Source organism: Achromobacter sp. Bel, assembly GCF_012928505.1.
Taxonomy (GTDB): Bacteria; Pseudomonadota; Gammaproteobacteria; order Burkholderiales; family Burkholderiaceae_B; genus Achromobacter.
The window spans coordinates 129,475-155,118 of the sequence record NZ_JABBJN010000008.1 but is presented as its reverse complement, the minus strand read 5'-3'; the positions used below and the strand labels follow the sequence as shown (position 1 = coordinate 155,118).

Genomic DNA, 25,644 nt, shown 5'->3' with positions numbered 1-25,644 from the left:
CGGATTTGAATTAAAGAAACCCCCTCGCGGCTGGCGCCGCGAGGGGGTTTTGCATTGGAACAAGGCGTTTGCGGCTAACGTTCGGCGGGATTTATCAGCGCCGTCAGGACGTGATCGCACCAGGCCCCATTGATTTGCAGATATGACTGCGCTTCTCCTTCGCGCTGGAAGCCCAGGCGGGACAGCAAGCGGGCGCTGCGCATATTTTCCGGACGGTAATTGGCCATGATCCGGTGCAGCTTCATATTCTGGAAGACGTGCGCGATTGCGGCTGTCAAACCCTCATGCATCAAGCCCTGCCCTTGGCTGCGTTCGGCAATCGAGTATCCCAAGTGACAGGCCTGGAACGCGCCTCGGACGATATTGGTGAAGTTACAGACGCCAATGAGTTCATCGCTTTCCCGGCCGAACAACAGCAAGTGAAGGGCCTCGCCATTCGCGTTCCGTTGGGCCATTCCTTGCAGCCGTTCAGCGACGGCATAGGGTTCAAAGAAGGCTGCGTGGCGCAGTGGTTCCCAGGGTTGCAGATAGTTCTGATTTTCCAGCAGATAGGCCCGAACGCTGGCGGCATGAGACACCGCCGCGGATACCAGGCGTAGCCTTGCCGTGATAGGCACGATGGGGGGAAAGCGCGGTTTCGGCGTGATGAGCGCGGCGGGGAATGAGGGGGAGAGGGGGATCACGATGCCTTTCCAGTTGGGCGCGTACAGACCGGTTCAACCCGGGTTGCGCAAGTAGTGCTGGCGATCGATGCCGTGGCGCTGAAGCTTGTCATAGAACGTCTTGCGGGGAATGCCCAACGACTCCAGCGTGGCTTTGATGTCGCCTTGGTGCGTGGAAAGCGCATCGCGGATGAGCTGCGCTTCGAAGCGCTCCATCCGTTCCGGAAGGCTTTGCGGGATATCGTGTGCGGGTTGCGCTTCCAAAGAGGGGCTGCTCAACACACCCAGGACCACACGTTCAGCGAAATGGGCGAGTTCCCGCACATTGCCTGGCCAATCGTGCGTCATGACGTAGTGCTGGATCGAGGCGGGCATGTCCGGAATATCGCGGTTAAAGCGGCGCGATGCGTGGCCAAGATAGTGGGCGAAGAGCAGGGGAATGTCGTCCCGGCGTTCACGCAGGGGCGGAATGCGGATCGTGACGACATTGAGCCGGTAGAACAGGTCTTCGCGGAATTTGGCCCGGATGGCGGGACTGCCCAGGTCTTCCTTGGTGGCCGCTACGACACGTAGATCCAGATTGCGGACATCATTGCTGCCCAGGGGGGTGATCTGGCGGGATTCGAGCACACGCAGCAGCTTGACCTGCACGGCCAAGGGCATGCTTTCGATTTCGTCCAGGAACAACGTGCCGCCGCTGGCATGTTCGATGCGCCCAATGCGCTTTTTCTGGGCACCGGTGAAGGCGCCGGGCTCATGCCCGAATAACTCGCTTTCGATGACGCTTTCGGGCAAGGCACCGCAGTTGATGGCGACGAGCGCGCGATGCCGGCGGCGGCTGAGGCGATGGAGCGCGGTGGCCACGACCTCCTTGCCGGTGCCTGTCTCGCCTTCGACCAGCACGTCGACATCCGCATCCGCAATATGCCGCAGCGTCTGCTTGATGCGTTGCATGGCGGGCGTGGCACCGATGAAAGGCACCTCGTCGGCATCCACTGCAAACGCGGCGTCGCGCAGACGCCGGTTTTCGAGGATCAGCCTCCGTTTTTCGGCGGCGTGGGTGACCGCGGTAAGGAGCCGATCGGGGGGATAGGGCTTGGCCAGGAAATCGTAGGCACCGTCGCGCATGCACTGCACCGCGGTGGCGATATCGCCGTGGCCGGTAATGAGGATGACCGGGAGTTCGGGGTCGATATCGCGCAAGCGATGGAATAGCTGCAGGCCATCGATATCGGGCATGCGGATGTCCGTCACGACCACGCCGTCGAAATCCCGGTTCAGATGGGACAGCGCGGCGCGGGCGGATCCGTGAGCATCTACCGTCATGCCATGCAGCTTCAAGGTCTGGACGTTTGCTCGCCGGAGATCTTCGTCGTCGTCGATGAAGACGACATGGGCAAGAGCAGGCGGGCGTAGCCGATCCTCCGCCGATGCCGAGCCGGGCGCGGAAGTGGCGGCCGAAGCGGAGGCGGAAGAAGGGGAGGCGGAAGAAGGGGAGTCAGGGGCGCGGGTCATGGCGTGAAGGCCGGAAGCGGTGTTCCGGGGGCTGCCTTCTGCAGCGTCAGAGTGAACATGGCCCCCTGTTGAGGACCGTGCGGATTGGGGAACCCGGGATCATTGGGGTGCGCCGCACGCAACTCGCCGCCGAATTCGTTGACGATGTCGCGGCAAATGACGAGCCCCAGACCCAGGCCTTCCGGTTTGCTGGTATGGAACGGCGTGAAAAGGCGAGCCCGGGCGTTCGGCGACAGGCCGGGGCCGTTGTCGCTGACGTGGACTTGCACGGTTGCGCCCAGGTCTTGAAGGGCGACAATGACGCGGCCGTCGGGCCGTCCTTCCAGCGCTTCCAGGGCATTCTGAAGCAGGTTGACAAGCACCTGCTCCAACCTGACGCGGTTGGCGCGGACCAGGAAGTCTTGGCCCTCTGGCGGGCGTTGAAGGGTGACGCCTTGACGGCGCGCGCGCGGGCCGACCAGCAACAGCGCGCCGTCCAGCGCTTCCGTCAGCCGGGTAGGGCCAACCGAGGCGCCGGCCTTGCGCGAAAAGGCGCGCAGCTCGCCGGTGATGTGCCCGATGCGTTCGGTCAACGTGGAGATGGTGACAAGGTTCTCCTGTACCGAACCGGTGTCTTGGCGCCGAAGGAATTCGGACGCGTTGTCCGCATAGGCGCGGATGGCGGCGACCGGTTGATTGATTTCGTGCGCGACACCGGCGGCGACTTGGCCCAGCAGGGCCAATTTGCTGGCTTGCACGAGTTCATCCTGCATGGTGTGCAGCCTGGCTTCAGTGCGCTGGCGTTCGTCCATTTCGTCCGTCAGTTGCTCGTTTACGTCCAGCAATTGGGCCGTGCGCTCGTCTACCAGCGCCGCCAACTGCGCCTGGACGGCCGCATGCTGTTCGGCGCGCTCGCGATGGCGTTGGCGCCTGACCAGTAGGATGCCGAGCGCTGCGGCCAGCAGGCTCAGGGCCAGCAGGGCACCCAATTGGGCGTTGGCGCTGGCCTGGTTCATCGCTGTTTGCACGGGCGACAACAGGTGCAATGTCCAACCGGGTGATTCCACAATCGGCAGCGTCGTGTGCAACAGCGGTGCGCCCTTGGGCAACGGCGGCAGGTCGTCGTCGGTGCGCACCAGGTCGCCTGTGCTGACCGGCGCGAGAGGCGGGGACAGGGGCAACGGCCGGAATTGGGCGTCGCCGAATTGCAAGCTGGTGCGTAAGCTCTGCGCTAAGTCGGGCGCGAGCGGCGCCAGGACATCGAAGCGCCAGTCCGGAATGCTGCCCAGCAGCACCACGCCGTGTTCGTCGGTCACGAAAATCGGCGCGCTGGACTGGCGCCAGTCGGCCTCCAGGTCGCGGAAATCCACCTTCAGCACGATCACGCCGAGCAAGGCGCCGTTCGCGTCGTCGATCCGCCGCGACAGGTACAGGCCGGCTTCGTGGCTGACCGTGCCCAAAGCGAAGTGTTCGGCGAAACCGCGGGCGACAGAGCCTTGAAAGTAAGGCCGGAACTGGTAGTCGACGCCGACGAAGGTCGCGGGTTCGCGCCAGTTGCTGGCGGCGATGGCCAGGCCTTTCTTGTCAAGCAAGTAGATGGCGGAGGCGCCGACGCCGCGGCTCAGCGTATCGAGCTTTTCGTCCAGCGACTCGATCTGCCCGCCGGATGCGCCCTGCAAGGCTGCCCGTACGTCGACGTCCCGCGTCAACACGAAAGGCAGCGCCCGGAATTTGTCGAGGTTGTTGCGCAGCAACGCGGCATTGATCTGGCCGGCAGCACGCGCCTGCGCCGCCGCCGCCTTGACCGCATCGTCGCGTGCCCATTGCGTGGCGACGTGCAGCACGCCGAACACAAGGCCGACGGCCATCAGGATCATGGCCGTCCGTCCCAGCCACGACCCGGTTGCCGGCGGCCGTCGGTGCGGCGGCAGGCCGACGGAATCCCAGCGAGGGCGGGAGGGCGATGAGGAGGAGGCGGGGGCAGGCATGGCGTGTGCGGTTTTCCGCACATTCTATCCGGTTTCTGTGTGATTTTCCGCCCGAATGCCGCATGCGAGAACGGCGACCGATGAGGGAAATAGCGATATATCAACAGCTTGGCCGCGCAGCCAAGCCAATTGTGTCCCTGGCACGGCTCTTGCATATACGGGGGTAAGCCGGGCATCGACCGTCCGGTGAAATGGGCTTGCGGCGATAACGCAATGCCACAAAACAGATAACGCTCCGTCGCCCGCCGCGCTCAAGCGCCCGGGGCAAGGGGCATTGGTGGGGACAAACCCAATGATCGACGTGGATCACGGCGCGCCTGCGCGCAAGCTCAAGTTCTATCAAATCCTGTATGTCCAGGTGGTTTTCGCCATTGTGGTGGGTGTTTTGCTGGGCGCGTTCAAGCCTGAACTCGGCCAGCAGATGCAGCCGCTGGGCGACGCCTTCATCAAGCTGGTGAAGATGATCATCGCCCCGGTGATCTTCCTGACCGTGGCATCCGGCATCGCCGCCATGAGCGACCTGAAGAAGGTGGGTCGCGTGGCGGGCAAGGCCATGCTGTATTTCCTGATCTTCTCGACGCTGGCCCTGATCGTGGGCATGCTGGTCAGCCATCTGGTCCAGCCGGGCGCAGGGATGCATATTGACCCCAGCACGCTGGATCAAAAGGCGGTGGCGACCTACGTGGCGAAAGCCCACGATTCGACCATCACCGGCTTCCTGATGAACATCATCCCGACGACGATCTTCAGCCCGTTCGTGGGCGGGGACATCCTTCAGGTCCTGTTCGTGGCGGTGCTGTTCGGCATTGCATTGGCGATGGTCGGCGAGCGCGGCAAGCCTATCCTGAACTTCATGACGGCGCTGGCCCAGCCGATCTTCAAGCTGGTTGCGATCTTGATGAAGGCGGCCCCGATCGGCGCATTTGGCGCGATGGCGTTCACCATTGGCAAGTACGGGATCAAGTCGGTGGTGAACCTGGCGATGCTGGTTGGCACGTTCTACGCCACGTCGGTGCTTTTCGTGGTGGTGGTGTTGGGGCTGGTCGCCCGCTACAACGGCTTTTCGATCCTGAAACTGGTGCGCTACATCCGCGAAGAACTGCTGCTGGTGCTGGGCACCAGCTCGTCTGAAGCCGCGCTGCCCACCTTGATGCAGAAGATGGAACGCGCGGGGTGTTCAAAGTCGGTGGTCGGGCTGGTGGTGCCCACGGGATATTCGTTCAATCTGGACGGCACCAACATCTACATGACGATGGCTGCGCTGTTCATCGCGCAAGCTTGCGATATCCCGCTGTCGCTGCCCGATCAGATCCTGTTGCTGGCCGTTGCGATGCTCAGCTCCAAGGGCGCTGCCGGTGTCACGGGTGCGGGTTTCATCACCCTGGCCGCGACCTTGTCTGTCGTGCCGTCCGTGCCGATCGCCGGCATGACACTGATCCTGGGCGTGGACCGCTTCATGTCGGAATGCCGGGCGCTGACGAACCTGGTCGGCAACGCGACCGCCGCCGTCGTGGTCGCCCGCTGGGAAGGCGAATTGGATCAGGAGCAATTGCACGCGGCGCTTGATGGCCACGCGCCGGCGCTGCCCGATGCTACTGCGGCCGCCGTGCCCCAAACGCCGCTGAGCCATACGGCCTGAGTCGCGGGGACCATCCCGCAACGACAAATCCCCCGGAGCCGGATGGCTGCGGGGGATTTTTTTTGTCGGAAAAGGGAGGGCGGCTCAGGGCAGCGGGATGCCCGCGGCGCGCAACAACTCGGATGTTTCGAACAGCGGCAAGCCCATTACACCGGTATAGCTGCCGGAGATATGCGCGATGAAGGTGCCGGCCAACCCCTGGATGCCATAGGCACCAGCCTTGCCGAAGGGTTCGCCGCTGTCGCAGTAGCGGCCGATTTCGTCGTCGTCCAGTTCGCGCATGTGGACTTGCGTGACAGAAACGGCTTCCAGCAACTGGCCGCCCGTCCAGACGGCGACGGCGGTGTGCACTTCATGCGCGGCCCCGGACAGGGCGCGCAGGATGCGGATGGCGTCATCGCGGTCGGCCGGCTTGCCCAGCACCACGCCATCCAGGATGACGGTGGTGTCCGCCGCCAATAGGGGTAAGGGCGGCAAGGCCTGGCTGTGCATCCAGTCGCGTCCGCGCAAGGCTTTGTCGCGAGCGGTGCGCCGGACGTAGTCGGCGGCGCTTTCGCCGGGATGCTGGGGCTCGTCTTCGCCAGGCGGCGCAGGCACCCGCAGGACCTCGTGGGTCAGGCCGATCTGCGTCAGCAATTCGCGCCGCCTGGGGCTGGCCGAGGCAAGATAGAGACGGGCGTGGGAATCGGAGTCGGTTGTCTGGGGCATGCGGGAACAGGATGAGCGCCGCCCCGGCAGGCGGTCAGGCGCGGTGATAGGGGTGATTGGTCATGATGGCCCAGGCCCGGTAGAGCTGCTCGGCCAGCACCACGCGCACCATGGGGTGCGGCAATGTCAGGGAGGACAGGCGCAGTTGCCCGCTGCACGAGGCTTTCAGGTCGGCATCCAGGCCGTCCGGGCCGCCGACGAGGAAGGCGACGTCTTGTCCGCCCGCCCGCCATTGTTCCAGCTTTTGCGACAAGGCCATCGTGGTGAGGTCGCGGCCGCGCTCGTCCAGCGCCAGGCGCAATGCGCCGGCGGGCAACGCGGCTTCGATGCGCTTGGCTTCCGCTGCCATCATCTGCGCCGGCGTTTTGCCGGTGGTGCGGGGTTCGGGCTTGATCTCGCGCAGTTCCAGCGCGCAATCGGCTGGAAGGCGTTTGGCGTAGTCGGCCCAGGCGGTCTCCACCCAGTCCGGCATCCGCGTGCCCACGGCCGCAACGATCAGTTTCACGGCAGGGACTCAGCTTTCGGCGTCGTCGTAGCCGCTGTCGGTGGGAATAGGCGCCGCGCGGGTGGATTCGGGCAGGAGCTTCACGCGCACCGGCTTGCCGCCCCAGATTTCTTCCAGGTTGTAGTACTGGCGGATGGCGGGCTGCATGATGTGCACGACGACGTCGCCCAAGTCGACGACGACCCATTCACCGGTGTCCTCGCCTTCGATGGTGATGCCGGACAAGCTCAGCGCGCGGCCGCTGTCGGCCACGCTGGAGGCGAGGGCGCGGGTCTGGCGGTTGGAGGTGGCGCTTGCAATCACGACGCGATCGAACAGGCTCGTCAGATGCGTGGTGTTGTAGACCTTGATGTCTTGCGCCTTGACGTCTTCGAGGGCATCGATGACGGCGCGTTGGAGTTTCGTTATATCCATAGCTGCAAATATAACCCGCGGACGGACGGCGGATGCCGGCTCCGTGGCGCTTTGGGCGCCAGGCGGGTGTGGGTTTATCGGTAAAGCTGGTGCGCCGCAATATAAGCGGCAACAGCGGGGGGCAGCAGGCCATCGGTGGATTCGCCGGCGGCCAGGCGCCGGCGGATCTCGGAGGCGGACACCGCCATGGGGGCAAAGGGCAGTTCTTCCAGGCAGTGCCCGTGTTCGCCCAGCCAGGTGGCAAGTTCTGCCGGGGGCGCCAGCGGGGTGCCGGGGCGAGTCGCCACCGCCAGGTCCACCAGGCTGGCGATGTCGCGCCAGTTGCGCCAAGTGCAGAAATTGGCCAATTGGTCGGCGCCCAGCAACCAGACATAGCGTGCGTCCTGGGGCAGGGCGCGCAGGGTGTCGATAGTGTAAGTGGCGCCGCCGCGTTCGATTTCGATCGGATTGACGACCAGGCCGTCATGGCCGACGATGGCCAGTTCAAGCATGGCGCAGCGTTGTTCGCCGGTGGCGTGCAAGGCCGCGCGTTGCCAGGGATTGGCGGCAGGGATCAGCTCGACGGCTGCCAGGTCCAGGGTCCGCAGGGCATTCTGCGCCAATGCGAGGTGCGCGACGTGGACAGGGTCGAAACTGCCGCCCAGGAGGCCGATGCGCTTCAAATCCAGTCCCGTGGCGTCAGGTAGGCGGCGAGCCCGGCTTCCGGGGTGCCCGCTTCCGGCTGCCAATCGTAGCGCCACTGCGCCATGGGGGGCATGGACAGCAGGATCGATTCCGTGCGGCCGCCCGACTGCAGCCCGAATAGCGTGCCGCGGTCGAAGACCAGATTGAACTCGACGTAGCGGCCACGGCGGTAGGCCTGGAAGTCGCGCTCACGCTCGGTGTAGGCCAGCCCGCGGCGGCGTTCGACGATGGGCAGGTAGCTGGGCAGGAACGCGTCGCCGACCGAGCGGGTCAGGGCGAACGAGGCGTCGAATCCGGGGGCGTTCAGATCGTCGAAGAAAATGCCGCCGATGCCACGCGTTTCATTGCGGTGCTTCAAGAAGAAGTATTCGTCGCACCAGCGCTTGTAGCGCGGATAGTACTCGGCGCCATGTGCCGCCAGCGCGTCCCGGCACACCGTGTGGAAGTGCCGGGCGTCTTCTTCGAAGGGGTAATAAGGGGTCAGGTCGATACCGCCGCCGAACCAGAACACGTCGGATTCGGCGTGTCCGGGGCGGGCCGCCGCCATGAACATGCGCACGTTCATGTGCGTGGTGGGCACGTAGGGGTTGCGCGGGTGCAGCACCATCGACACGCCCATGGCTTCCCAGCCGCGCCCGGCGAGCTCGGGGCGGTGGGCGCTGGCGGACGGGGGCAGCTTCGTGCCCTTGACGTGGCTGAACAGCACGCCCGCCCGCTCGAACAGCTTGCCGCCTTCAAGCAGGCGCGACAGGCCGCCGCCGCCCTCGGGCCGGACCCATTCATCGGCCCGGAAGGCGCCGCCTTCCGCCGCTTCCAGGGCACCTACGATGCGGGCCTGCAAGCCGGTGAAGTAGTCGCGCACGGTGGCGACGGGCAAGGCGTTCATCTATCGCTTTCCGTTCAGGCTTGGGGCTTGGGTTTTTGCTGGGACGGTTTCAACGCACGCCAGCCGATGTCGCTGCGGTACTGGCGACCATCGAAATGGATGCCGTCGATGGCTTCGTATACGCGGTCGCGCGCCATCTTGACCGAGTCGCCCAGGGCCGTCACGCAGAGCACGCGGCCGCCGGTGGTCTTGGTTTCGTCGCCGTCGAGTTCGGTGGCGGCATGGAAGACCATGCAGTCTTCGGCGTCGGCGGGCAGGCCGCGGATCACGTCGCCGGTGCGCGGGGTGTTGGGGTAGTTGTGCGAAGCCAGCACCACGCCAAGCGCCGTGCGGCGGTCCCAGACGATGTCGGCCTGGTTCAGTGTGCCTTCCACGGCGTGCTCAAGGGCGTCCAGCAGGTCGCTCTTGACGCGCATCATGATGGGCTGCGTTTCCGGATCGCCCATGCGGCAGTTGAATTCCAGCGTCTTGATGGCGCGGTCGGGATCATCGCCGGGGGCGATCATCAGGCCGGCGTACAGGAAGCCCGTATAGGGGATGCCGTCGCGCGTCATGCCCTGCACGGTCGGCAGGATGATTTCGCGCATGATGCGGTGATGGAGCTCGGGCGTGACCACCGGGGCGGGCGAGTAGGCGCCCATGCCGCCCGTGTTGGGGCCCTGGTCGCCGTCCTGCAGGCGCTTGTGGTCCTGGCTGGTGGCCAACGCCAGCACGTTGCGGCCGTCGCACATGACGATGAAGCTGGCTTCTTCGCCCACCAGGCATTCTTCGATGACGACGCGGGCGCCGGCGGCGCCCATGGAGCCGTCGCCCAGCATGGCGTCGACGGCGGCGTGGGCCTCTTCCAGCGTGGCGGCGACCACGACGCCCTTGCCAGCGGCCAGGCCGTCGGCCTTGATCACGATCGGGGCGCCTTCCTTATCGATATAGGCGTGGGCCAGGGCCGGATCGGTGAAGGTCTCGTAGCGGGCGGTCGGGATGTTGTGCCGGACCATGAAGGCCTTGGCGTAGTCCTTCGAGCTTTCCAGCTGCGCGGCGGCCTTGGTGGGGCCGAAGATCTTCAGGCCACGGGCACGGAACACGTCCACGACGCCTGCGGCCAGCGGCGCTTCCGGGCCGACGACCGTCAGGGCGATACCCTCGCGTTGGACGAAATCAGCCAATTCCTCGGCATTGGTGAGCGCGATGTTTTCCATCTGCTCGGCCCGTTGCGTGCCGCCGTTGCCCGGAGCGACATACACCTTGTGTACGCGCGGGGAGCGGGCCAGCCGCCAGGCGAGGGCATGTTCGCGGCCGCCCGAGCCAATAACCAGGAGTTTCATGTTGCGTGAGTCTGAAGGTTGCCACTGGCGCCCGGGCGGCATGGGCCGCACGGGCGTCAACAGGGGGGATTTACTGCGCTTCGTCGAAAATGACGGTCGTATAGACTTCCTGCACGTCGTCCAGGCCTTCCAGGGCGTCGAGCAGTTTCTGCATCTTGATGGCGTCTTCGCCAGCCAGTTCGGTCTCGTTCAGGGCCTTCATGACGATGCCGTCGACTTCGGCCTTCAGGCCGGCGTCGTCGAAAGCGCGGCGGACGGCGGCGTAGTCGGCCGGCGCGCAAACGACCTCGATCACGCCTTCCTCGTCGGTCAGGACATCTTCGGCGCCTGCTTCCAGCGCGGCTTCCATGACCTTGTCTTCCGGCGTGCCGGGGGCGAACACGAATTGGCCGCAGTGCTTGAACATGAAGGCCACCGAGCCTTCCTGGCCCAGGTTGCCGCCGTTCTTGGCGAAGGCGTGGCGGACTTCCGCCACGGTGCGGGTGCGGTTGTCGGTCATGCAATCGACGATGACGGCCGCGCCGCCGATACCGTAGCCTTCGTAGCGGACTTCCTCGTAGGCGTCGCCGTCGGCGCCGCCGGCGCCACGCTGGATGGCGCGCTGGATGTTGTCCTTGGGCATGTTGGCGTCGGTCGCCTTGTCCCAGGCCATGCGCAAGCGCGGGTTGCTGTCCGGGTCGGGGCCGCCGGCGCGCGCCGCCACGGTGATTTCACGAATGATCTTGGTCCACAGCTTGCCGCGCTTGGCGTCTTGACGCCCTTTACGGTGCTGAATATTGGCCCATTTGCTGTGTCCGGCCATGGCTTCCCAGGAGAAATTGTCTGCAAAAGAGGCATTTTACCGTGCCGGCGGTCCGCGCGCCCGGGAGGCGCGCGCCTGTGTCCTTATTGCCACGCGCACAAGCCGGGCGGCAGGCTCTACACTTGGGCATCCTACTGATTCCCTGGCCCGGAGCGCTGCACATGCCCAACCCCATCGTCATTGCCAAAAACGCACAGGCCGAGTTGGCGCTGTTACCCGCCCTGGCCAACCGGCATGGATGCATTACCGGCGCCACCGGCACGGGCAAGACCGTCACGCTGCAGGTGCTGGCCGAATCGTTCTCCCGCATCGGCACCCCGGTCTTCATGGCCGACGTCAAGGGTGACCTGACCGGTATTTCCCAGGCGGGCGCGGCCAGCCCCAAGCTGGCGGAGCGCCTGAAGAGCCTGGGGCTGGCCGAGCCCGCCTGGGCCGCCAGCCCGGTCACGCTGTGGGACGTGTTCGGCGAGCAAGGGTTGCCCGTGCGGGCCACCATCACCGACATGGGGCCGCTGCTGCTGTCGCGCATCCTGGAATTGAACGACACGCAGGAAGGGGTGCTGACCCTGGTATTCAAGGTCGCCGACGATGAAGGCCAGTTGCTGCTGGACTTGAAAGACCTGCGGGCGATGCTCCAGAACGTGGCCGACCGCTCGGCTGAGCTAAAGACCCGCTACGGCAACGTGTCGTCGGCCAGCGTCGGGGCGATCCAGCGCGGCCTGTTGGCGCTGGAGTCCCAGGGCGCCGAGAAATTCTTCGGCGAACCCATGCTGGATGTCGCCGATCTGATGCGCACGGACGCCCAGGGGCGCGGCATGGTCAACGTGCTGGCCGCCGACAAACTGATGCAGGCGCCGCGCCTATACGCCATTTTCCTGCTGTGGCTGCTGGCTGACCTGTACGAAAAACTTCCCGAAGTGGGCGACATGGACCAGCCCAAGCTGGTGTTCTTCTTCGACGAGGCGCACTTGCTGTTCAACGACGCGCCGCCGGCGCTGCTGAACAAGATCGAGCAGGTCGTGCGCCTGGTCCGGTCCAAGGGTGTGGGTGTCTACTTCGTGACGCAGAATCCGTTGGACATTCCCGATACGGTGCTGGGGCAGTTGGGCAACCGCGTTCAGCATGCCCTGCGGGCCTTCACGCCGCGCGACCAGAAGGCCGTCAAGACGGCGGCGCAGACGATGCGCCCCAATCCGGGGCTGGATATCGAGGCGGCCATCACCGAACTGGGCGTCGGCGAGGCCCTGGTGTCGTTGCTGGACGCCAAGGGCCGGCCCATGCCGACCGAGCGCGCCTTCATCGTGCCGCCGGCCAGCCGGATCGGTCCGGCGACGGATGGCGAGCGCCAGGCGCTGCGCCAGGGCAGCCCGATGGCGGCCAAGTACGAAAAGGCCATCGACCGGGAGTCTGCCTATGAAGTCCTGGCGGGCCGCGCCGCGACGCCGGCGGACGCCGTGCAGACCCAGGGCGCCCCGGCCAAGCCGGGGGCCGCCGAACCGCCCGCCGAGGCGTCAGGGGGCGGCTTGATGGACAGCCTGAACGATGTTCTCTTCGGATCCACCGGTCCGCGGGGGGGCAAGCGCGACGGCGTTGTCCAGACCATGGCCAAAAGCACGGTCCGTTCGATCGCCCGGGAGCTGACTCGGGGCATATTGGGGTCGCTGCTGGGATCCAAGAGCCGGCGCTGACAGGGCTGCGTTGCAATTCGAAAAATGCAACTCCATCGTTTTGTAACGGGGGGTGTTGCGGCGCGCCCGTTTGTGCCTATGATTCTGGGCGGTCTATCAAAGGAAAACTAAGGAAACGTGGTGGCTAAGAAACACAAGATTGCGGTAATTCCAGGAGACGGGATCGGCAAGGAAGTCGTACCTGAAGGGTTGAAAGTGCTGGACGCCGTCGCGGCGCGCTTCGGCATCGATTTCCAGTGGGACCATTTCGACTGGAGCTGCGACTACTACGCCAAGCACGGCAAGATGATGCCGGACGACTGGAAGGCGCAGATCGGCCAGCACGAAGCGATCTTCTTTGGCTCGATCGGTTGGCCCGCCACGGTGCCGGACCACGAGGCCCTCTGGGGGTCGTTGTTCAAGTTCCGCCGCGAATTCGACCAGTACATCAATTTGCGTCCGGTGCGCCTGATGCCCGGCGTGCCGTCCCCGCTGGCGGACCGCAAGCCGGGCGACATCGATTTCTTCATCGTCCGCGAAAACACGGAAGGCGAATATTCCAATAGCGGCGGCCGCCTGTTCGAGGGCACCGAGCGCGAAGTGGTCATCCAGGAAAGCGTGTTCACGCGTATCGGCGCCGACCGCGTCCTGAAATTTGCGTTCGAGCTGGCCCAGAAGCGCGGCAAGCACCTGACCGCCGCCACCAAGTCCAACGGCATTTCGATTTCGATGCCGTGGTGGGACGAGCGCGTGGCCGACATGGCCGCGAACTATCCGGACGTGCGCTGGGACAAATACCATATTGATATCTTGTGCGCGCATTTCGTGCAGCATCCTGATTGGTTCGATGTGGTGGTGGCCTCCAACCTGTTTGGCGACATCCTTTCCGACCTGGGGCCGGCGTGCACCGGAACGATCGGCATCGCCCCGTCGGCGAACCTGAATCCGGAGCGCAAGTTCCCGTCGCTGTTCGAGCCGGTGCACGGCTCGGCCCCCGACATCTACGGTAAGGGCATCGCCAACCCGATCGGGCAGATCTGGAGCGGCGCATTGATGCTTGATTTCCTGGGATATCCCGAGGCGTCGGCCGCCGTGGTGAAGGCGATCGAATCGGTGTTGGCCGACGGCCCGCGCACCCGGGACATGAAGGGCAGTGCTTCGACCGTCGAAGTCGGTGACGCGATCGCGTCGCTGATTTCCGCCGGATAAGCGCGTTCCGCGGATACGGCTGGCCAGGCTCGTCGATGGACAACTCAATCTCCCCCTTGCCCGTCCAGCCTGTCGGCGGCGGGCGGGCGGACCGCTTCGTGCGCAAGCTGTTTCGCCTGCTGCGTTCGCGCACGCAACGGCACAACCAGCATCTGTGGCCGTTCGTGCGGATCTGGCGGGACCGGTCGGGGGTGATTTGCGGGTTCCGCGCCTTTGGCCGGTCGCTTCCCATTACGCCGCTGTCGCAGGGGTACGACCCTGCCGACCAAACGGTGCATCTGATCCTGAGCGGCCCGTCGGTTGCTCAGATTCCCTACGACCAGTTGGACATCCGCGTCGCAATGGGCGTCAACGGCGCGATCGCGCTGGCGCGCAAGTTCGATCTGCCTTTCAAGTACTACTGCATCATCGATCAGAACTTCGTGCGGGACCGGATTGAACTGGTCCGCGAAATCGTGGGGCGCGACCTGACGCTGTACGTATTCCCCGAAGTGCTGCGCTACATCATGCAAGGCATCCCGCAAGACGAGATTCGTTGCCGGATCTGCATCATTGAGCTGATCTCCGAGCGCGCCTACCAGCGCAGCGCCGCGCCCGCGATGCTCAAGCGGATCGCGGCGGCAACGCCCGATGTGCAGTTGCTGGATGCCAAGCAGGGCCTGGGTTACAGCTTCGATGCCTCGCTGGGGGTGTTTGATGCCGACACGGTGGCCTATGCGGCGCTTCAGGTGCTGGTGTCCAGCGGCGCCCGTCAGGTATATGTGCATGGCCTGGACCTGACCTTGCAGCACGGCCTGCGTTTCTATGACGAAGGCGGCAAGCCCCAGTCCAGCCGTCTGGCGCGCAAGTTCGCCAATCTGATCGAACCGTCGTTCCGGTTCGCGTCGGAGCAGTGGCGGGCCCGCGGCGTGTCGGTGTTCAACCTGTCTCCGGTCAGCGCGTTGTCGGCCGATATCATCGAGCGCAAGGATTGGCAGGTCTTGTTGAAGGACGAACCGGCCATGCAAAAGGGCGCCTCATGATGAGGCGCCCTTTTTTTGGGTGGCGACAGGTGGCGTTGCCGGCGTCAGTGTGCGCCGGCCGCCGCTTCCGCCGCGCCGCCGCCGCCGCCGGCCTTGGCAGAGCGGGGGCGGGCGAACCAGACTAGCCCCGTCAGCAGCAGGAAAATGATGGCCGAGGCATAGAACACGTCGACTGCCGACATGGTGAACGCTTGCGCGTTGATCAAGCCGTCCACCATGGTCAAGGCCTGCTGATGCGACATGCCCATCCCGTTCTGCAACGTGTTCAATGTCTGATCGAAAGCCTGCTGGCCGGGTTTGGCGATTTCCGTCAGCTGCGAATGATGCATCGTGGCGCGGTTTTCCCACAGGGTCGTGGCGATCGACGTCCCGAACGCGCCAGCGGTCAGGCGCAGGAAATTCGACAGCCCTGAGGCGGCGGGGATGCGCCACGGTTCAATGCTGGATAGCGTGATGGAGGTCAGCGGTACGAAGAACGCCGCCATCGCCGCGCCCTGGATGATGGTCGGGAGCATCAGGGTGCGCACGTCAGTCTGGGTATTGAAGCCCGAGCGCATGAAGCAGACCAGCGCGAAGATCAGGAACGCCACCGTCACGATCTGGCGCGGATCGCGGGTCGCCAGCATCTTGCCCACCAGCGGCGTCAACAGGATGGCCAGCAAACCGACGGGGGCCGTCACCAGGCCCGCGTAGGTCGCGGTATAGCCCATATTGCTTTGCAGCCACAGAGGCAGCAGAACGACGTTGCCGAAGAAGACGCCATACGCCACCGCCAGCGTCAATGCGCCGACGGTGAAGTTGCGGATCTTGAACAGGCGCAGGTCCACGACGGGGTGGGCGTCGGTCAGCTCCCAGATCAGGAAGAAGACGAAGGCGACGAAGGCGGTCGCGGCCAGCGCGATGATGGTGGGGCTGGCGAACCAGTCCAGTTCCTTGCCTTTGTCCAGCATGATTTGCAAGGCGCCAACCCAGACGACCAGCAGCACCAGGCCCAGCTTGTCGATGGGAAGCTTGCGCGTCAGCGACTCGCGGTTGCCGTAGATGCGCCAACTGATCCAGGCGGCCAGCAGGCCGACCGGCACGTTGATGTAGAAGATCCACGGCCACGTGTAGTTGTCGGAGATCCAGCCGCCCAGCAAGGGCCCTGCAACGGGCGCGACCAGCGTGGTCATGGACCAGACCGCTAACGCCATACCCGCTTTGGACTTGGGGAAGCTGGCCAGCATCAGCGTCTGCGACAGCGGGATCATGGGGCCCGCCACCGCGCCTTGCAGCACGCGGAAGGCGATCAGCGCTTCCAGGGACGGCGAAAAACCGCACAGCCATGAGGCCAGCACGAATAGCAGCGTCGAAATCAGGAATAGCCGGACCTGGCCGAAGCGCTGTGTCAGCCAGCCGGTCAGCGGCACGGTGATGGCGTTGGCGACGGCGAACGACGTGATCACCCAGGTGCCCTGGCTGGAACTCACGCCCAGGTCGCCCGAGATGGTGGGAATGGACACGTTCGCGATCGACGTATCCAGCACGTTCATGAACACCGCGGTGGACAGCGCGATGGACCCGATGATGCGGGTCGCGCCTTCCAGCGGCGGGTAGGTGCCTGCCGGCAGGACCGGCGGCACGTCGGGCGCGCCAGCGCCCGCGGGCTGGGCGGTCGTGCTCATGATGCCAGGTTGTCCTGGATGATTTTGGTGATCATGGTGTCGACTTCATCATGCGCGGGTTCGAAGGCGCGGGTGGACCAGACTGGTTCCTTGCGGGAAACCTGCGTCAGCGGTTCGCCTTCCTGCTTGCCCACATCGACTTCCACGTCCATGGACAGGCCGACACGCAAGGGGTGCGACTTCAGGTCTTCAGGGTCCAGGGTGATGCGCACGGGCACGCGCTGCACCACCTTGATCCAGTTGCCGGTGGCGTTCTGCGCCGGCAGCAGGGCGAAGGCGCTGCCGGTGCCGGCGTCCAGGCCCGAGATCTTGCCGTGATAGGTCACCGCGCTGCCGTACAAGTCGGCCACCATCTTGACGGGCTGGCCGATGCGCATCTTGCGCAACTGGCCTTCCTTGAAGTTGGCTTCCACCCAGACCTGATCCAGCGGAACCACCGTCATCAGCGCATTGCCGGGGGCGACGCGCTGGCCGACTTGCGCGCTGCGGCGGGCGATGACGCCGCTGACAGGCGCCGGCAGCACCGTGCGGGATTGCGCCAGCCAGGCATTGCGCAGGCCGGCCGCGGCTTGCAGCACGTCGGGATGGTTGGCGACGGTCGTGCCCTGCGTCAGGGCCTGGTTGGTGGCCAGCTTGGCGCGCGAGGCGGCCAACGAGGCGCGGGCTTGCGCCAGGCCGGATTGGGCGGACTTCAGCGCGGCTTCGGCGTGCAGGATTTCTTCGCCGCTGACGCCGCCAGACTTGGCCAGTTGCTGGCGGCGGCTGACGTCGCTTTGCGCGCGGGTCAGTTCGGCCTGGGCGCGCATGATGTCGGCGTTACGCAGATCGACGTCGGCGGCCAATGCATCGTTCTGGACATAGTAGGTGCGGACCTGACGCACCATCTGTGCCAGTTTGGCCTGGGCCTGTTGCAGCGCCACGTCGGTGTCGGCCGGGTCCAGCCGCACCAGCGGCTGGCCGGCCGCGACGGTTTCGGTGTCGTCGGCTTCGATGGCGATGACCGTGCCGGGCACTTGCGGCGTGATCTGCACCAGGTTGCCGTGCACATAGGCGTCATCGGTGCTTTCGAAGTGAGCGCCGAACAAGGCCCACCAGATGCCGTAGGCGATGGCGACAAGAATGAAGGCGCCGGTGGCCAGCAGCAGCAGGCGTTTACGGGCGGGATTGGTCGTGGGGGTGGCAGCGTTCATGACGTCTGAATCCGGGGATCGTTCAATGAATGGGGTTCGTGGCGGGGGCGGACGGCGCTTCGGGCGCAGAGGCCGACTTGGGCCCGGGCGCAGACCCGGGTTCGGTCCCAGGGGCGTAGCCGCCACCCAGCGCATTGGCCAGATTGGCATCCAGCTGATAGGCGCGGATGCGCAGGTCGGTGTCCAGGCGGGCCTGGGTCAGCACGCCGGTCTGCGCGATGAGCACGGTGATGTAGTTGCCCAGGCCGGCTTTGTAGCGGTTCACCGCCAGGTCGTAGGCCGCTTCAATCGCTTCGCGGGCCTGGCGCTGCTGGGCCCGTTCCTGATCCAGCAGCCGCAAACCGTCCAGCGCGTCCGCCACTTGATGCACCGCGTCCAGCACCGACTGGTTGTAGTCCGACACGGCCAGATCCGCGTCGGCGCGGCGGCCGGCCAGATTGGCGTTCAGTTCGCCGCCATGGAAGATAGGCAGCGTGATGGCGGGGCCGAAGCCGGCGGTGCGGGCGGCGGCGCCCAGCAGGTTGCCGGTGCCCAAGGCCTGGAAGCCGGCAAATGCGGTCAGGTTGACGTTGGGGTAGAACTCGGCCTTTGCGGTATCGATGGCGCTGCGGGCGGCCTCTGCGCGCCAGCGGGACGCGACGACGTCGGGGCGGTGGCCCAGCAGATCCAGCGGGATCTGGGCCGGCACGACGCCCGCCGGGGCGGTCAAGTCCACGGCGACCAGCGATTGGCCGCGTTGCGGGCCGGCACCGGTCAGCGCGGCGACCTGATTGCGCAGTTGCGCCAGCGTCGTCTCGGTCTGCGTCAATTCCACCTGGCCCGCGGCTAGCGACGATTCCGCCTGCTTCACCTCGACCTGGGTGTCCAGGCCGGCGCTGTAGCGTCCCTGCGTTAGCGACAGCACGTCGGCGCGTTGCGCGATCACGCGCTTGAGCACGTCGCGCTGCGCGAAGGCGTTCTGCAGATTCAGGTAGGCGCGGACCGTGGCGCTGGCCAACATGTTGCGGGCCGCCTGCGTGTCGGCGACTGCGGCTTCGCGTTCGGACACGGCCGACTTCAGGCGGGACCGGTTCTTGCCCCAGAAATCCAGCTCATAGCTGAAATCCAGCGCCAGCCGGTTGTCGCTGACAACCGAGCCGCCCAGCGGGGCCGGGTAGATGTAGTCCGAAGAAAGGTGTTCCCGGGTCAGCGAATAATCGGCGTCCACGCGCGGCAACAGCGGGGCGCGGGCGGTGCTGACGGCGGCGTTGGCCTTGGCCAGCCGGGCTTGGGCGGCGCTCATCGACGGGCTGTTGGCCAAGGCCTCGTCCATCAGCGCGTTGAGTTGGCTGTCGCCGTAGCGTTGCCACCATTGCGTGTTGGGCCAGGCCGTTTCTTGACCGCTGGTCAGTCCCAGTTTGGCCGCATCCAGCGCCGCAACGGGCTCGGGCCCGGGTTCCATCAGTGCGCAACCGCTCAGGGCCAGCACCAATACGGTAGAAAGAAGGCGTTTCATCCTGACTGTTTGCTGAAAGTAATTGATTAATCTGTATTTGCCTAGGCAAATATTATGCCAAATAAAGCCCCAGGTCTGTGGGGCGTCTGCGTAGCGGGGAGAGCACCGTCAGCGTTCGGGGGCGGCGCTGGACGCGGAGCCGTTGGCGATCATGCGGCGCATGAAGTGCATCAGCTGGGTGACTTCGTCGGCGGAAAAGCCGCGCAGGTGGTGGTTCAGCGACCGGGCGATGTTCGGCGGGATTTCACGGGCCTTGGATTCGCCCAGTTCCGTCAGTTCGATCTTCACGACGCGGCGGTCCGTCTGGCTGCGCGTACGGCGCAGCAGGCCTTTGGCCTCCAGGCGGTCCAGCGCGCGGGTCATGGCGCCGGTATCCATGTCGTTCAGTCGCGCCAGCTCGGCGGGGGTGTCGGCGCGGCCCAGGAAGACCATGGCCAACGGGCGCCATTGCATGGCGGTCAGGCCCAGCGGGGCCATTTCCTGGTCCAGCATCCGGGTCAGCGAATGATAGGCAAGCTTGATCAGGTAGCCGGCGTTGTCTTCCGCCATGCAGCGGTTGTCGCTGCGGTAGTGGACAGGGGTATCGGGCGACGGCGGGGAAGTTTCGGCATTCATGTGCCGAATTTTACTGCCTAGTCAGTTATTGTCAATGCTGTGTTTCAGGGGGCGGAGCGGCGTCCACCGTCGCGCTCTTGCGCAGCCCGGACCAGACAATGGCGGCCACGATCAAGGCAGCGCCCGCCATCATGCGCGGCGTGGGCTCCTGGCTGAACAAGGCCCAGGCGAAGGCGATGGCGTAGACGGGTTCCAGGGCGATGACCAGCCCGGCGCTGCGCGCGTTCAGGCGGGTCAGGCTCGAGACGAACAGGTAATGCGACAGTCCCGTGCAGAACACGCCCAGCAAGGCCAGCCAGAGCCAGTCCACGGCAGGCAACGCGGGCAACTGGCCCACGGCGAACGGCACCATGACCAGCGCCACCACCACGTTTTGCCAGCACGCCACCTGCATCGGGTCCATGCCCGAGGCCGAACGCCGATTGCTCAGCGCCAGCAGGGCGAAGGTCAGGCCCGACAGCAGCCCCCATGCCAGGCCGATCGTGCCCTGGTCCGCGAAGTCGAACGACGGGGTAACCAGGACCAGGCCGGCGGTGACCAGTCCCAGCAGCATCCACTCGGCCGCCCGGATGCGTTCCCGGAAGATCAGGCCTTCGAACAGCGTGATGAAGGCGGGGAAACTGGCAAAGCCCAGCGTGGCGATGGCGATGCCGCCCACCTTGACCGAGATGAAGAACGTGACCCAGTGGGCGGCCAGCAGCGCGCCGGCGATCACCAGCACGAACAACTGGGCGGGGGTCAGCACGCCCAGCAGGGGCTTGCGCCGCATGCGGGCGAACACGCCCAGTGAAATCACGGCGAAGACCGCCCGCCCCAGCGTGATGACGGCGGCGCTGGCCTGGATCAGTTCCCCGAAAACGCCGGTCAGGCCGAACAGCACGGCGGCGATGTGGATGTGGGTCAGAGCGCGTTGTCGGGTCATGCGATGGGGAATTTGATGCCAAAAAGCTGCGATGGACGTGCAAATCGCTTTGCACTGAATCTAAAATCATCGCATGAATCGTCTTGCCAAGTTTTTGCCGCCTTCCTACCTGTCCGGCCGTGCGGCCGGAATCCTCATGGCGACGCTTGGCGCGGTGCTGTTTTCAGCCAAGGCGATCGTCGTCAAATTCACGTACCGCTACGGTATCGATGCGGTCACGCTCATCGCTTTCCGCATGCTATTTGCCATGCCGTTCTTCGCGGCGGTCGCCTGGCATCAGTCGCGGCGCGCCGCCCGCGGCGAAATCGTGGTGATGACGGGCAAGGAACGCGCGCAGGTCATCGTGTTGGGGCTGCTGGGCTATTACCTGTCCAGCTTCCTGGATTTTCTGGGGCTGCGCTACATCACGGCCAGCCTGGAACGCCTGATCCTCTTCCTGTCGCCCTCGCTTGTCGTGCTGCTGTCGGCGTTCTGGTTCAAGCGCCCGGTCGAGCGCCGGCAATGGCTGGCCATGGTCTTGTCCTATCTGGGCGTGGTGCTGGTGTTTGCCCATGACTTGTCCTTCGGCGGCGGCGGCGAGGTGCTGTTAGGGTCTTTGTTCGTTTTTGGCTCGGCGGCAAGCTATTCTGTGTACCTGATTTGTTCTGGCGAACTGATCAAGCGGGTCGGGCCGACGCGCCTGGTGGCCTATGCCATGCTGGTGTCGTGCGTGGCCTGCATCATCCAGTTTTTCGTGATTCATCCGCCGTCGATGCTGATTCAACCGGCCGGGGTTTACGGGTATTCCGTGATCCATGCCACGCTGAACACGGTGGTGCCGGTCTTCATGCTGATGTGGGCGGTGTCGCTGATTGGCGCGCCCACGGCGTCGCTGCTGGGCATGGTGGGGCCGGTGTCGGTGCTGTTCCTGGCGTCGTGGTTCCTGAACGAGCCTATTACCGTTTGGCAGATGGCGGGGACCGCGTTGGTACTGGCCGGCGTGTTCGCCCTGATGGGCGTCGGCGTCGGCAAGCAGGCGTCCGCCACGCCGCGCGAGGCCCGCCCGCCGCGCTGAAGTCTGGTTTTCCCGGTTACACCCCAAATATTTCCAATGAAAGGAGGCCCGCATGGCCAGCAATCTCGTCAAGGCAATTCGTATCGAGCAGCACGGTGGTCCTGAAGTCCTGAAGCTGGTCGAGGTGGAAGTCCTGCCGCCCGCCGCCAATGAAGTCACGATTGAACAACACGCCGCCGGCCTGAACTTCATCGATATCTATTTCCGCACGGGCTTGTACCCGCATCCGCTGCCGCACGGCCTGGGCTTCGAAGCCGCCGGCGTGGTTACCGCGGTGGGCGCAGACGTCAAGCACCTGAAAAAGGGCGACCGGGTCGCCTACGGCCAAAGCCCCATCGGCGCCTACGCCAAGGCGCGCAACGTGCCTGCCAACCAGGTCGTCAAGGTGCCCAAGGGCATCGGTTTCGACGAAGCCGCCGCGCTGATGCTCAAGGGCCTGACGGTGCAATACCTGTTCCGCCAGACCTATCGCCTGCAAGGCGGCGAAACCATCCTGTTCCACGCGGCCGCCGGCGGCGTGGGCCTGATCGCCTGCCAGTGGGCCAAGGCTCTGGGCGTGAAGCTGATCGGCACGGTCTCCAGCCCGGAAAAGGCGGAGCTGGCCCGCGCCAATGGCGCGTGGGAAACCATCGACTACTCGCGCGAGAATGTTGCGGAGCGCGTGCTGGAACTGACCGGCGGCAAGAAGGTGCCGGTGGTGTATGACGGCGTGGGCAAGGACACGTGGGAGACCTCGCTGGACTGCATCGAACCGCGCGGCCTGATGGTCAGCTTCGGCAACGCGTCCGGCCCCGTCGCTGGCGTCAACCTGGCCGTGCTGAATCAGAAGGGCAGCCTGTACGTCACGCGCCCGTCCCTGGGCGTGCATGTGAATACGTTGGAAAAGCTGCAGGCCGCGTCGGAAGAAGTGTTCGACCTGGTGCTGAAGAAGAAGATCAAGGTCCGTATCGACCAGCGCTACAGCCTGGAGCAAGTGGGCGAAGCGCAGACCGCGCTGGCCTCGCGCAAGACCACCGGCGCCACGGTGCTGATGCTGGACTGATCGGCGATATCCGCCGCGCGGGCTCCCTGACGAGCCTGTAACGGGCCAGGCCGGACCGCCAAGCGCGGTTGGCCTGGCCTTTTTCATGTGGGGTCCGCGTGCGCAGAATGACAAATCCCCATGCACGGCCCGACAAGCCAGCCCGGAACGCCGTTGCTATTCTGGCTCCCACACTTTTCGTTGGAGCTTCAGATGTCTTTCCCAAGCGTTTCGACCGCGCGCCCTGCAGGGGCCGACCGCCCGGAACTGGGCGCGATCAGGGAATTCATGCTGATCGACGGCAAGCCGGTGCACGAGGGGCAGGGCCAGCCGGTCCCCGTCTACGACCCGGCCACCGGGCAGGTCATCGCGCATCAGCCGGATGCCGGCCCCGTGCAAGTGGATCTGGCGGTACAGGCCGCGCGCCGCGCGTTCGCCTCGGGGCCCTGGCACGACATGCTGCCCGCAGGCCGTGAACGGCTGCTGCTGAAGCTGGCCGACCTGCTGGAGCAGCACGGCACTGAACTGGCCCGCCTGGAAACGCTGAACAACGGCAAGCTCCTGGGCATCGCCCAGGGGCTGGAAGTGGGCGCTGGCGCGCAATGGCTGCGCTACATGGCGGGATGGGCGACCAAGATCACGGGCGACACCCTGTCCTTGTCGATCCCTTTTCCTCCGGGCGTCCAGTACAGCGCCTACACGCTGGCGCAGCCCGTGGGCGTGGTCGGCGCAATCATCCCGTGGAACTTCCCGCTGCTGATGGCGGCGTGGAAAATCGCGCCAGCGTTGGCCACGGGCTGCACCGTCGTGCTCAAACCCGCCGAGGAAACACCGCTGACTGCGCTGCGCCTGGCCGAACTGGCGCTGGAAGCCGGCTTTCCGCCCGGCGTGGTCAATGTGATCACCGGACGCGGAGAAACCGCCGGCGCGGCGCTGGTGGCGCATCCCGGGGTCGACAAGATCGCGTTCACCGGGTCTACCGAGGTCGGCAAGCTGATCGGACGGGCGGCGATGGACGACATGAAGCGCGTGTCGCTGGAGCTGGGCGGCAAGTCGCCCGTCATCGTGTTGGACGATTGCGATGTCGACCGCGCCGTCCAAGGCGCCGCCGCGGCCATCTTCTTCAACCAGGGCCAGGTTTGCACGGCCGGATCGCGACTGTATGTGCAACGGGGCCTGTATGACAAGGTCGTGCAGGGGCTGGCGGACGTGGCTTCCGGGTTGACGCTGGGGTCCGGCTTCGATGCGGCCACGCAGGTTGGGCCATTGATTTCGGCCCGGCATCAGCAGCGCGTCATGGACTACATCGGCATCGGCCGGGCGGAAGGCGGCCGCGTGCTGGCGGGGGGCGCCGCCGGCGATGGGCCAGGCTACTTCGTGCGGCCCACGGTGTTCGCGGATGTGCGGCAAGACGCCCGCATCGCACAGGAAGAGATCTTCGGCCCCGTCGTCGTGGCGCAGCCGTTCGACACGCTGGATGACGCCGTGCGGCTGGCCAACGACAGCGCCTTCGGGTTGGGCGCCAGCCTCTGGAGCAATGACCTGTCGCGCGTGCAGCGCCTGATCCCGCGCATCGACGCGGGCACGGTGTGGGTCAACACCCACAACATGCTGGATCCCAACATGCCGTTTGGCGGATTCAAGCAATCCGGCATCGGCCGCGAACACGGCCGCGCCGTGATCGAGATGTACCTGGAGAAGAAGTCCGTCTGCATCGCGTACTAGAACGTAGCGGCGCGCTGGCCAAGCCGGGAGATACCGGCGGCGGCGCATCCGCCAGACCAAGGGGAAGTGCATGGCAAGTAAGACACATGGCCGCGCCCGGGCGGGCGCCGCGCTGGTGCTGGCATGGCTGGGAGCGTCGCAGCCGGCTTGGGCGGGTGACCCCAGCGCACGCGACTGGATACCCGCGCCCGTGGGCACCAACATCGTGGCAGGGTACCTGGCGGGCCTGCGCTCGTCGGGGCTGTATTCGGAAGGAAAACGGGTGGACGGCGCGTCCCTGGACGTGAACGCGTTGATCTACCGCCAGATGCACTACCGCGACTTCTACGGCAAGACCGTGCAGCTGGAATTCATCGTGCCCATGTATCGGACGTCGCTGGACTTGCCCGGCGTGCCGGGCGACCACCAGACCGGCATCGGCGACGTGACGCTGGGTTCGGCGATCTGGCTGTACAACAATGAGCAGACCAAGACCTGGTTCGCGTGGGAGCCCTTCATCGTGGCGCCGGTGGGCCGCTACGATCGGTCCCGTCCGGACGTGTCGCCGGGCAAGAACCGGTGGTCCACCATCCAGGACTTCTCGTTCGTCCAGGGCGTGGGCGAATCCACGTTCCTGGAGGCTATCGCCGAAGTGGAAATCTACGGCCGCAACACCGACTGGTACGGGCAGACGCTGAAAAAAGACCCGTCGTTCCGCTTCTTCGCGCTAGCCTCCACCAACCTGACGCCCGACACCTACACGGGCATCCGGTACCGGTATGAAACCGGCGGACGCGAAACGTCCTCGGGCGAGACCGTCGCCACCCGGGCGCGCAATCACCAGTTGGCCGTCGAGCTGACGCATCAGATCAACGACGCCAACCAGATTCAGATGCAGTACATCCACGACCTGAAGGTCGAGAACGGACCGCGGATGCGCGGCGTGCAATTGCGCTACGTCTACGCGTTCTAGGAAA

The 25,644-nt window shown here is 65.4% G+C and carries 23 protein-coding genes; 8 read left to right on the top strand and 15 right to left on the bottom strand.

Going from position 1 to position 25,644, the window contains the following annotated elements:
- Positions 1 to 74 precede the first annotated feature (74 nt).
- The 3 genes from rimJ to HG262_RS07920 all read right to left on the bottom strand — a co-directional run bounded on the left by rimJ (position 75) and on the right by HG262_RS07920 (position 4,033).
- Positions 75 to 683 (bottom strand): ribosomal protein S5-alanine N-acetyltransferase, encoded by a 609-nt coding sequence (gene rimJ, locus HG262_RS07930; RefSeq protein ID WP_348984372.1) that lies wholly within the window; start codon positions 681 to 683, stop codon positions 75 to 77.
- Positions 684 to 716: 33 nt separating this feature from the next.
- Positions 717 to 2,003, bottom strand: coding sequence for a sigma-54 dependent transcriptional regulator (locus HG262_RS07925; RefSeq protein ID WP_248293284.1), 1,287 nt, complete (start codon positions 2,001 to 2,003; stop codon positions 717 to 719).
- A 170-nt stretch (positions 2,004 to 2,173) separates the two neighbouring features.
- Positions 2,174 to 4,033, bottom strand: a complete 1,860-nt coding sequence (locus HG262_RS07920; RefSeq protein ID WP_169270484.1) for an ATP-binding protein — start codon at positions 4,031 to 4,033, stop codon at positions 2,174 to 2,176.
- A gap of 403 nt (positions 4,034 to 4,436) precedes the next feature.
- Here HG262_RS07920 and HG262_RS07915 point away from each other — a divergent pair, with 403 nt between their 5' ends.
- A complete protein-coding gene (locus HG262_RS07915; RefSeq protein ID WP_169270483.1) occupies positions 4,437 to 5,783 on the top strand; it encodes a dicarboxylate/amino acid:cation symporter in 1,347 nt (448 codons plus the stop codon).
- A gap of 84 nt (positions 5,784 to 5,867) precedes the next feature.
- On the opposite strand, the gene HG262_RS07910 is transcribed toward HG262_RS07915, so the two are convergent.
- From HG262_RS07910 to HG262_RS07880, 7 genes are all read right to left on the bottom strand, one after another.
- Positions 5,868 to 6,491, bottom strand: coding sequence for a nucleoside triphosphate pyrophosphatase (locus HG262_RS07910; protein WP_169270482.1), 624 nt, complete (start codon positions 6,489 to 6,491; stop codon positions 5,868 to 5,870).
- Between the two features lie 34 nt (positions 6,492 to 6,525).
- Positions 6,526 to 6,996 (bottom strand): 23S rRNA (pseudouridine(1915)-N(3))-methyltransferase RlmH, encoded by a 471-nt coding sequence (rlmH, locus tag HG262_RS07905; protein WP_050449060.1) that lies wholly within the window; start codon positions 6,994 to 6,996, stop codon positions 6,526 to 6,528.
- A gap of 9 nt (positions 6,997 to 7,005) precedes the next feature.
- Positions 7,006 to 7,410, bottom strand: a complete 405-nt coding sequence (gene rsfS / locus HG262_RS07900; protein ID WP_105560033.1) for a ribosome silencing factor — start codon at positions 7,408 to 7,410, stop codon at positions 7,006 to 7,008.
- Positions 7,411 to 7,484: 74 nt separating this feature from the next.
- Positions 7,485 to 8,072, bottom strand: coding sequence for a nicotinate (nicotinamide) nucleotide adenylyltransferase (gene nadD / locus HG262_RS07895; protein WP_169270481.1), 588 nt, complete (start codon positions 8,070 to 8,072; stop codon positions 7,485 to 7,487).
- Entirely contained in the window at positions 8,069 to 8,980 is a 912-nt protein-coding gene (gene hemF, locus HG262_RS07890) for an oxygen-dependent coproporphyrinogen oxidase (protein ID WP_169270480.1), read from the bottom strand. The genes nadD and hemF overlap by 4 nt, the downstream gene beginning before the upstream one ends.
- Before the next feature lie 14 nt (positions 8,981 to 8,994).
- The gene (purD, locus tag HG262_RS07885) at positions 8,995 to 10,302 is read right to left on the bottom strand and encodes a phosphoribosylamine--glycine ligase (protein ID WP_169270479.1); all 1,308 of its coding nucleotides are present in this window, start codon (positions 10,300 to 10,302) and stop codon (positions 8,995 to 8,997) included.
- A gap of 70 nt (positions 10,303 to 10,372) precedes the next feature.
- Positions 10,373 to 11,104 (bottom strand): YebC/PmpR family DNA-binding transcriptional regulator, encoded by a 732-nt coding sequence (locus HG262_RS07880; RefSeq protein WP_169270478.1) that lies wholly within the window; start codon positions 11,102 to 11,104, stop codon positions 10,373 to 10,375.
- Between the two features lie 161 nt (positions 11,105 to 11,265).
- On the opposite strand from HG262_RS07880, the gene HG262_RS07875 reads away from it, so the two are divergent.
- The 3 genes from HG262_RS07875 (at position 11,266) to HG262_RS07865 (ending at position 15,002) form a co-directional block, all read left to right on the top strand.
- Positions 11,266 to 12,792, top strand: a complete 1,527-nt coding sequence (locus HG262_RS07875; RefSeq protein ID WP_169270477.1) for a helicase HerA-like C-terminal domain-containing protein — start codon at positions 11,266 to 11,268, stop codon at positions 12,790 to 12,792.
- Positions 12,793 to 12,912: 120 nt separating this feature from the next.
- A complete protein-coding gene (locus tag HG262_RS07870) occupies positions 12,913 to 13,980 on the top strand; it encodes a tartrate dehydrogenase (RefSeq protein ID WP_169270476.1) in 1,068 nt (355 codons plus the stop codon).
- A 35-nt stretch (positions 13,981 to 14,015) separates the two neighbouring features.
- Positions 14,016 to 15,002: a hypothetical protein gene (locus HG262_RS07865; RefSeq protein ID WP_169270475.1), complete on the top strand. Its 987-nt coding sequence runs from the start codon at positions 14,016 to 14,018 to the stop codon at positions 15,000 to 15,002.
- Between the two features lie 44 nt (positions 15,003 to 15,046).
- Here HG262_RS07865 and HG262_RS07860 read toward each other — a convergent pair whose 3' ends face one another.
- The 5 genes from HG262_RS07860 to HG262_RS07840 form a co-directional block, all read right to left on the bottom strand.
- Complete coding sequence (locus HG262_RS07860; protein ID WP_248293280.1) at positions 15,047 to 16,666, bottom strand: DHA2 family efflux MFS transporter permease subunit; 1,620 nt, start codon at positions 16,664 to 16,666, stop codon at positions 15,047 to 15,049.
- Positions 16,663 to 17,856: an efflux RND transporter periplasmic adaptor subunit gene (locus HG262_RS07855; protein ID WP_169270474.1), complete on the bottom strand. Its 1,194-nt coding sequence runs from the start codon at positions 17,854 to 17,856 to the stop codon at positions 16,663 to 16,665. The genes HG262_RS07860 and HG262_RS07855 overlap by 4 nt, the downstream gene beginning before the upstream one ends.
- Before the next feature lie 22 nt (positions 17,857 to 17,878).
- Complete coding sequence (locus HG262_RS07850) at positions 17,879 to 19,351, bottom strand: efflux transporter outer membrane subunit (protein WP_248293279.1); 1,473 nt, start codon at positions 19,349 to 19,351, stop codon at positions 17,879 to 17,881.
- A 108-nt stretch (positions 19,352 to 19,459) separates the two neighbouring features.
- Positions 19,460 to 19,966 carry a MarR family transcriptional regulator gene (locus tag HG262_RS07845; RefSeq protein WP_169270473.1) on the bottom strand — a complete coding sequence of 169 codons (507 nt, stop codon included), beginning with the start codon at positions 19,964 to 19,966 and terminating at the stop codon, positions 19,460 to 19,462.
- A 31-nt stretch (positions 19,967 to 19,997) separates the two neighbouring features.
- Positions 19,998 to 20,888 carry a DMT family transporter gene (locus HG262_RS07840; RefSeq protein WP_169270472.1) on the bottom strand — a complete coding sequence of 297 codons (891 nt, stop codon included), beginning with the start codon at positions 20,886 to 20,888 and terminating at the stop codon, positions 19,998 to 20,000.
- 73 nt (positions 20,889 to 20,961) lie between these two features.
- On the opposite strand from HG262_RS07840, the gene HG262_RS07835 reads away from it, so the two are divergent.
- From HG262_RS07835 to HG262_RS07820, 4 genes are all read left to right on the top strand, one after another.
- Positions 20,962 to 21,942, top strand: coding sequence for a DMT family transporter (locus tag HG262_RS07835; protein WP_169270471.1), 981 nt, complete (start codon positions 20,962 to 20,964; stop codon positions 21,940 to 21,942).
- Positions 21,943 to 21,994: 52 nt separating this feature from the next.
- Complete coding sequence (locus HG262_RS07830) at positions 21,995 to 22,984, top strand: quinone oxidoreductase (RefSeq protein ID WP_006227552.1); 990 nt, start codon at positions 21,995 to 21,997, stop codon at positions 22,982 to 22,984.
- A gap of 192 nt (positions 22,985 to 23,176) precedes the next feature.
- The gene (gene styD, locus HG262_RS07825) at positions 23,177 to 24,688 is read left to right on the top strand and encodes a phenylacetaldehyde dehydrogenase StyD (RefSeq protein WP_169270470.1); all 1,512 of its coding nucleotides are present in this window, start codon (positions 23,177 to 23,179) and stop codon (positions 24,686 to 24,688) included.
- Between the two features lie 70 nt (positions 24,689 to 24,758).
- Positions 24,759 to 25,640, top strand: coding sequence for a transporter (locus HG262_RS07820; RefSeq protein ID WP_169270469.1), 882 nt, complete (start codon positions 24,759 to 24,761; stop codon positions 25,638 to 25,640).
- Positions 25,641 to 25,644 lie beyond the last annotated feature (4 nt).